Origin of the sequence: Kutzneria sp. 744 (assembly GCF_000568255.1) — a bacterium.
Taxonomy (GTDB): Bacteria; Actinomycetota; Actinomycetes; order Mycobacteriales; family Pseudonocardiaceae; genus Kutzneria.
The window spans coordinates 1111593-1118596 of record NZ_KK037166.1; the positions used below are offsets into that span (position 1 = coordinate 1111593).

General features: G+C 69.9%; 5 protein-coding genes and 2 pseudogenes. 4 read left to right on the top strand and 3 right to left on the bottom strand.

All coding sequences use genetic code 11. The features are described 5' to 3' along the window. Positions 1-221: 221 nt before the first annotated feature. Positions 222-326 (top strand): annotated as a pseudogene (locus tag KUTG_RS65100) (hypothetical protein); the annotation flags it as partial. Positions 327-366: 40 nt separating this feature from the next. Then, complete coding sequence (locus KUTG_RS04785; protein WP_043715179.1) at positions 367-945, top strand: TetR/AcrR family transcriptional regulator; 579 nt, start codon at positions 367-369, stop codon at positions 943-945. Here the strand turns inward: KUTG_RS04785 and KUTG_RS58000 are convergent. Continuing rightward, positions 942-1145: a hypothetical protein gene (locus tag KUTG_RS58000; protein WP_157494332.1), complete on the bottom strand. Its 204-nt coding sequence runs from the start codon at positions 1143-1145 to the stop codon at positions 942-944. The two genes, KUTG_RS04785 and KUTG_RS58000, sit on opposite strands and share 4 nt — an antisense overlap. A gap of 631 nt (positions 1146-1776) precedes the next feature. On the opposite strand from KUTG_RS58000, the pseudogene KUTG_RS65945 reads away from it, so the two are divergent. Next, positions 1777-3054 (top strand): annotated as a pseudogene (locus KUTG_RS65945) (BTAD domain-containing putative transcriptional regulator); the annotation flags it as partial. A gap of 280 nt (positions 3055-3334) precedes the next feature. Beyond that, entirely contained in the window at positions 3335-3643 is a 309-nt protein-coding gene (locus KUTG_RS52900; RefSeq protein WP_052393967.1) for a hypothetical protein, read from the top strand. Here the strand turns inward: KUTG_RS52900 and KUTG_RS04795 are convergent. Next, positions 3637-4836, bottom strand: a complete 1200-nt coding sequence (locus KUTG_RS04795) for a cytochrome P450 (RefSeq protein ID WP_232240666.1) — start codon at positions 4834-4836, stop codon at positions 3637-3639. The two genes, KUTG_RS52900 and KUTG_RS04795, sit on opposite strands and share 7 nt — an antisense overlap. Positions 4837-4839: 3 nt before the next feature. After that, positions 4840-6897: a xanthine dehydrogenase family protein molybdopterin-binding subunit gene (locus KUTG_RS04800; protein ID WP_043715185.1), complete on the bottom strand. Its 2058-nt coding sequence runs from the start codon at positions 6895-6897 to the stop codon at positions 4840-4842. Positions 6898-7004: the final 107 nt, after the last annotated feature.

A 7004-nucleotide genomic window follows, 5' to 3' on the forward strand; every position in this document is an offset into this window, starting at 1 on the left:
TGCTGGCGCCACAGCGGCCGCCGAGCTGGGTCCCGCCGCCGACAACAGATGTTGTCGAGCTGTCCGACGGACGGGCGGCGCTGGACGCCCTACCACACGGTCGGCCGGAGCGAGTGGCTGGCCGACGGGCTCAACCAGCTCGGCTGGTCGCGGTGAACCTCGGCAATCACGACAGGGCCCGCCAGCACTGCGAGACGGCACTGTCAAACATGGAGGTTCTCATGACGGCGTCGGTGGAGGCGTTCTGGGAACGGGTGTGGAACGCGCACGACCCGGCGGCGGTGGACGAGTTCGTGGTGGAGGACTTCGTGATCACGAACGCGGGCACGCGCATCGAGGGCCGGGAGAACTTCAAGGCGTGGATCCGTGGCGGGCGTGCGGCAGTTCGACGAGCGGCTGGCACTGGAACGAGCGCTGGACGCGTTCAGCGAGCGAGGATTCCGCGCGACCACGATGCTCGACCTCGCGGCCGGCACCGGGGTCCAGCAGGGGTCGCCGTACCACGCGGACGGCGGCAAGGAAGAGATCTTTCTGCGCGTGTTCGGGGAACACAGCGGGAATTTTCTTGACGGGGCAACGACGGCGCTGGAGCAGCCGACGAAACGCCAGGCCCTGACGGCGTTCTTCGACTACCGCATCAGCGCATACACCACGGGCGAGCCGGCGCGAGGGAGCCTGTCGACGCGGACCGCCATAGAGGCTGCGAAGGACTCCCCCAAGGCCGAGGCGGCCGTGAAAGCGCTGCTGACGCGGCTGGAGAACCTCGTCCACGACAAGCTGTCCACAATGGATGACGACACGGCCTCGCCCGTCGACCTCCGCACGGCGGCACGGCTGATCGTGACCACCACCTGCGGACTCGCGGTGATGGAGCGGGCCCAGTACCGGCCCGATGAGCTCCGCGCCATCGCGGAAACGCTGGTCACGTCGCTGTTTCCGGCCTAGTCCAGGTCGCGCAGGAGGCGGTGGATGGCGGTGACCTCGGCGCTCATCTCCCGCATGCGGTCGTCGATGGCCGCGAGCTGCTCGGCGAGGTCACGGGCGGCGGACTGACGGGCGCGGCTGCGGGCGAGCAACGCGATCCAGACGGTCACGCTGCCGAGCACGGCGATCATGCACGCCACCGTTGCCGCGGTCTCTGCCATCGAAGTCCTCCACAATCGTCGGAGCCCGTCCCGACCGTTCCACTCAGCGCCGAATGGGTGACGTTTTCAACGGGGCCGCGGTTCACTGCCGCCGCCAGGAGGACCGTGGGCCTTCGCCGGCATGCGGGACTCTACTTGTGGGTCTTTTCTTCCCGTTATCGAGCGGTTTTGCGTGACTTTTCGGGTGGGCTGCGTCACTCGCATGACGGGGAGCCACATTGGATCGATCCAGAACTACTCACCGTCATATAGGCAGTTCAGTGGCTTCCGCGAAAAAACATCATGTTCGACTGGTGGTTGAGAGGTGACGTCAAGGTTACCGGTTGGTGCGCAGCGTGTTCGACAGTATCGACGGATCGTGCCGAACCGGACACAGTGCGTGAGTTCACGGGGTGTCACGGTCGAGTCCAACTCAGCCAATCCTTTTCGTGCTTCACTGTGCTCGCCCGGATGAGTCGGGAAACCAGGGGTGGGGACTCATGGGGAAACCGGGCCAATGTCGAATACCACGTTCGTGACCACTGGGGGGTCAATGAACCGCTTGAACATCGGTGTGCTCGGAATGCTTCAGGCCTGCGTCGGCGACACGCCGATCGCCATCGGGGGGTCGAGGCAGCGCACCATCCTGGCGATGCTGGCCCTCGCCCCGGGCCAGGTCGTCTCGGTCGACGCGCTCGTCGAGGCGGTCTGGAACGGCCGCCCGCCGGCCACCGGCCGCACGCAGGTGGCGATCTGCGTGGCGGCGCTGCGCAAGACGGTCAAGGCCGCCGGCTTCCACGACGACGTCATCATCACCAGCGCCCCCGGCTACCTGCTGCGCACCGACAGCACCAGGATCGACGCGGTGGAGTTCGCCGAGCTCACGGCCAAGGGCGAGGCGGCGGCCGACCCCGCCGAGGCGGCCGGCTGCCTCGACGAGGCACTGAAGTTGTGGCGCGGGCCGGCGCTGACCGGGGTTTCCGGCCTACCGGTGGAGATCGAGGCGGCCCGCCTGGAGGAGCTGCGGCTCACCGCGCACGAGAAACATGCGGCGATCCGCCTGGATCTGGGCCAGCACAACGACTTGATCGGCGAGCTGACCACGCTCGTGCGCGAACACCCACTGCGCGAGCAGTCCCGCGCGCAGCTCATGCTGGCCCAGTACCGGGCCGGCCGCCGGGCCGAGTCGCTGGGCACGTTCCGGGACGGGCAACGCCTGTCCATCAACGAGTTCGGGCTCGAACTCGGTCCCGCGCTGCGCAAGATGCACGACGCGATCCTGCGCGACGACCCGTCGCTGGCCGCCACCGCTTCCCGTCCCGATCGCACGGCGAATTCGTCGCTGCGACAACGGCTTCGTCCCGCGCAGCTGCCGGCCGACGTGCACGGCTTCACCGGCCGCGCGCACGAGATCGCCGCGCTGGACGGCATGATCGGCGACACCAAGCTGTCCATCGGGCTGATCACCGGCGGCTCCGGTGTCGGCAAGACGGGGCTGGCGGTGCACTGGGCGCACGGCGTCGCCGACAAGTTCCCGGACGGCCAGCTGTTCGCCGATGTCAGCGCGGGCGCCAAGGCCGTGCTCGGCGGTTTCCTGCGCGCGCTGGGCGTTCCCGACGACCTCATCCGTGACGACGTCGAGGAGCGGGCGGCGCTCTACCGCAGCATTCTGCGCGATCGGCGGGCGCTGGTCGTGCTGGACAACGCCAGTTCGTTCGCCGAGATCCGCCCGCTGCTGCCGGGCAGCGCGCAGTGCCATGTGCTGGTCACCAGCCGCGGGCAGCTCTACGACCTGCTCGGCCAGCACGGCGCGCACCACCTCCGCCTCGGTTCTCTGGCCGCGCCCGATGCCGTGGAGCTACTGGGTTCCGTGGCCGGGTCGGCTCGTGTCACGGCCGATCCCGTTGCCTCGAACCGACTCGCCGAGCTCTGCGACCGGTTGCCGCTCGTCCTGCGCACCGCCGGGGCGCGCCTGGCCGCCAAGCCGCACTGGTCGGTCCGGCACCTGCTGGACAAGGTGGCCGACGAGGCGCACCGCCTGGACGAGCTCAGCGGCGCGGAGCAGGACCTGCGCGCCGGTTTTGCCGCTAGCTGCCGGGAATTATCTGAGCCGGAGTCGGCTTTGTTCCGCCGGCTGGGCCTGCTGACCGTGCCGGAGGTGTCGGTGGATCGGCGCCGCGCTGCTCGACACCACCGCCAACCGGGCCGAGATGCACATGGAGCGGCTGGTCGACCTGCAACTGCTCGACGTCGTCGGCACCGACCCGGCCGGCGGCGTGCGTTACCGCCAACCGGAGCTGATCCGCCTGTACGCCAAGGAACTCTGCGAAGAGCACGACAGCCGGCAGGTGCGGGTCGGGGCGTGCGAGCGGGTGTTCTCCGGCTGGCTCTCGATGGCGGTCGACGGTCGCCGCAGCACCGGCTTCGACGGGCAGCGCCTGGAGGACATGCTCCGCGATCCCAGCACCCTGTTCGACGTGCCGGCCGACACCGTGCCGAGTGCGCGTGGGGCCTACTGATCGAATGTGACGGGCAGCGCCCGCACACCCCGGATCAGCTGACCGGTGCGCCACTCGATCTCGGCGGCGGGCACCGCGAGGCACAGGCTCGGCCACCTTCGGATGAGGGTGGCCAACACGACGCGCAGCTCCAGCCTCGCCAGCGGCGCCCCGAGGCAGTGGTGCACCCCGAAACCGAAGCCCAGGTGGCGGTTCGCACTGCGGCCGAAATCAAGCTCTTCGGCGTGGGCGAACGCCGTCTCGTCGAAGTTGGCCGAGTCCAGCTGGACGACCAGGGCGTCGCCGGCGCGGATCAGCTGCCCGCCGATCTCCAGGTCCTCCTTGGCGATCCGGGGCAGGTCGGCGACGGCGGCCAGCGGCGTGACCCGCAGCAGCTCCTCGACCGCCGCCGGCACCAGCTCGGGCCGCTCGACGAGGTCCTGCCACCGATTCCGGCTCAGGAGCTGGAAGACGAAGCTGCCGATCTGGTTGGCGGTGGTCTCGTGGCCGCCGGTCAGCAGGGCGATGCCGAGCATGAGCAGCTCGCGGTCGGAGAGCCGGTCCCCCTCGTCGCGGGCCGCCACCAGCGCCGTCAGCAGGTCGTCGGCCGGCTGCTCACGACGTTCGACAATGAGTGTTGTCAGCAGCCCGGCCAGCTCGTCCCGAGCCGCGATGATGTCGTCACGGGTGACACCGTCGACCGCCACGATGGTCTCCGTGCAGCGGCGCACCAGTTCGCGTTCACCGAGCGGCACCCCGAGCAGCTCGCAGATCACCTGGACCGGCAGCTCCCACGCCACCGTCGCGGCCAGATCGCCCGGCGAGGTCAGCCGGTCGACCAACCCGTCCACGATCTCCTGCACTCGTGGCTGCAACAACTCCACCCGCCGGGTGGTGAAGGCCTTCGCCACCAGCGTGCGGATCCGGCCGTGCTCCGGCGGGTCCATGCACAGCAGGTTGCCCGCCGGCTCGTAGCCCGGCCGGGACCTCGACACGTCCGCCCCGGCCGCCGCCGCGCGGGAGAAGCGTGGATCGGACAACACCAGTTTCGCCTGCTCGTACCGCGTGATCAGCCACGCGTCTCCCCCGTACGGCATCCTCACCCGCTGCGGCGCGTCCGCCCGCCGCAGTTCGGCCAGGCGCGGATGCGGCTCCAGCGCGACGGCCCGGCCAAAGGGATACGGCTCCGACATCGGCGACCCCCAGTCAGTCACCTCTCACTCAAGCACGCGGTCCAGCCGCAGGGGAAGGGTGCGCTGCCGGATGCCGGTGGCGTGCCAGACGGCGTTGGCGACGGCGGCGGCCGTGCCGACGTTGCCGATCTCGCCGGCCCCCTTGACGCCGAGCGGGATGCCGGGCTCGTGGTCGTCGACGAAGTCGGCCTCGATGTCGGGAATGTCGGCATGGGCGGCGATGTGGTAGCCGGCGAAGTCGGCGTTGACCGGCCGCCCGGTGTGGCGGTCGCGAACGGCTTCCTCGTGCAGGGCCATGGAAAGCCCGCCGATCATGCCGCCGACGACCTGGCTGCGGGCCAGCAGCGGGTTGACGACGCGGCCGATGGCGAACATGCCCAACAGCCGGCGGACCCGGACCTCACCGGTCGCGGGATCGACGGTGGCCTCGGCGAAGACGGCGCTGTAGGAGTGACGTTCCTGCGTGGCCAGGAGTTCGAGCAGCTGGGCGGTGTCGGCGGTCGCGGTGAACGGCAGTTCGCCGGTGTGGCCACGGAGTTGAGCGGCGGCCTCGGTGATCGCCCACGTCCAGGACGTCGTGCCGCGGGAGCCACCGGCGCTCCAGGCCGGACCTAGGGTGCTGTCGGCGATGTGGATCCTGACCTTGTCCACGCCGACGCCGAGCGCTTCGGCGGCGACCGCCGTGAGGGCGGTGCGGGCGCCGGTGCCGATGTCGGAGGCTCCGATGACCACGGAGAACGTGCCGTCGACCTCGGCGGTGATCGACGCCGTGGACGGGAACGCCCCAGCGCTGAACGACGTCGCCGCAACGCCCGTGCCGACCAGGAGGCGGCCTTCGCGGCGCAACCGGGGACGATGGTCGCGGGCGGCCCAGTCGAATCGGCGTGCGCCTTCTTCCAGGCACGCAACGAGATTCCGGCTGCTGAACGGCAGTCCGGACACCGGGCCGACGCTCGGCTCATTACGCAGCCGCAGTTGCACGGGGTCCATGCCCAGGCGCTCGGCCAGTTCGTCCATGGCCGATTCGAGCGCGAACGATCCCGGCGTGGCGCCCGGTCCACGCATGGAGAACGGCGGCACGGTGTCCAGCGGCACCGCGGTGATCTTGGTGTGGATCGCCGTTGCGGCGTAGAGGGTCTTGGTCAGCTCAGGGAAACCCTCGACGTAGTCGGCCAGCGGTGACAGGGAGAACGTCGCCTCGTGTTGCATCGCCCGCAGCCGGCCGTCCGCATCGGCGCCGAGGCGCATGCGCTGCACGGTCGGCGGCCGCATCCCGGTGGCCAGAAAGACCTGGTGCCGCGTCAAGGAGACGCGAACCGGGCGGCCGAGCATCGTGGTCGCCATCACGGCCAGGATGAGCTGCGGCCCGCACATTCCCTTGGCGCCGAACCCGCCGCCGACATGCTCGGCCCGGATCCTGATCCGCGCCAGGTCGAGCCCGAACAGGGCGGAAAGCACGGTGGCGATGGAGAACGGGCCCTGGTTGGTGTCGATGGCTTCGAGGCGGTCGCCGTCCCACCATGCCGTGGCCGAATGCGGCTCCATGGCCGCGCAGTTCTCTTCCGGCGTGCTGTACGCCTCGTCGACCACTGCCGCCGACGCCGCCAGCTCCGCAGCCAGGTCTCCGATGACCAGATCGGGGCCGTACAAGGGAGTCGCTGGTCGCGCGGCCGAATTGTCCTCGGAGAACAGGGTGTTGTGCGGTTCCGCGACATAGTTGACCGGCAGCGCGTCGGCGGCGGCTCGGGCCTGTTCAAGGGTTTCGGCCACCACCAGCGCGATCGGGCGACCGGCGTGCGGCACGGTGTCGTCCTGGAGCAGCTGCAAGGCGTCGTCGGGGCCGAAGTACGAACCGACACCGGGGGTCAGCCGGGGCGCGGTCCGGTGGTCGATCACCCCTAGGAGACCCGGCATGCCTTGCACGGCAGCGATGTCGATGTCGGCGACCCGGCCCCGGCTGATGGTGGACGTGACGATGCAGCCGAAGGCCAGGTTCTTGACCGGCTCGTCGGCCGCGTAGCGCACGCCGCCGGTGACCTTGCCCGGTCCTTCGATCCTGGGTCGCGAGACGCCGAGACTCACTGCCGCTCCCCCAGTTCGGTCAGGACGGCCTCGATCAGGTTGACCGCCAGCGTGACCTTGTACCCGTTGTCCCGCAATGGCTTCGCCTCTTCCATCTCCCGTTCGGC